At 68.1% G+C, this 987-nt stretch carries 1 protein-coding gene; it reads right to left on the minus strand.

Translation table 11 applies throughout. The features are described from left to right. Nucleotides 1–987, minus strand: a 987-nt coding sequence (locus JK361_RS40605) for an acyltransferase domain-containing protein (RefSeq protein WP_201828250.1), incomplete at both ends; no start/stop codon positions are given.

Consider the following 987-nt stretch of genomic DNA (forward strand, 5'->3'; position numbering starts at 1 on the left):
ACCGAAGCCGTCAGCACCGGATGCGCACTCGACTCCACGAACACGTCGAAACCGTCGTCCAGCAGCGCACGGGTCGCACCATGGAAGTCCACCGTCTGCCGCAGATTCGCATACCAGTACCCGGCATCCAGCTCCGACCCGTCGGCCACCCGACCCGTCACCGACGAGTAGAACGGCACCTGAGCCGTGCGAGGCCGCACCGGCTCCAACAGGTCCAGCAACTCCCGCTGGATCAACTCCACATGGGCCGAATGCGAGGCGTAGTCCACCGGGATCCGGCGCGCCCGGATACCGTCCGCCTCACAGCGGGCGAGCAAAACATCCAGCGCGTCGACATCACCGGAGACGACCGTCGTGGCCGGCCCGTTGACCGCCGCCACCGACAAACCCTCACCCAGCAGACCCCGGACCTGACCGGCCGGCAACGCCACGGACACCATCCCGCCACGCCCCGCCAAAACACCCAACGCCTTGCTCCGCAACGCCACCACACGCGCCGCGTCCTCCAGCGACAACGCACCGGACACACACGCAGCAGCGATCTCACCCTGCGAATGCCCCACCACAGCCGCCGGCTCCACACCATGCGAGCGCCACAACTCCGCCAGCGACACCATCACCGCGAACAACACCGGCTGAACCACATCCACCCGGTCGAACCCAGGAGCATCCGGCTCACCCCGCACCACCGCGGACAACGACCAGTCCACGAACGCGGACAGCGCCGCCTCACACCGCCCCATCGCCTGCGCGAACACCGGCGACGACTCCCACAAACCAGCCGCCATCCCCAGCCACTGCGAACCCTGACCAGGGAAAACAAACACCACACGACGACCGGCCACACCCACACCGCTCACCACACCCGGCGCCACACCACCCGACGCCAACACACCCAGACCAGCCAACGCCTCGGCACGGTCCCCCGCCACCACCACAGCCCGATGCTCGAACACCGACCGCGACGACACCAACGCAGCCGCCACA

This window comes from Streptomyces musisoli (genome assembly GCF_016741855.1).
Lineage (GTDB): Bacteria > Actinomycetota > Actinomycetes > Streptomycetales > Streptomycetaceae > Streptomyces > Streptomyces musisoli.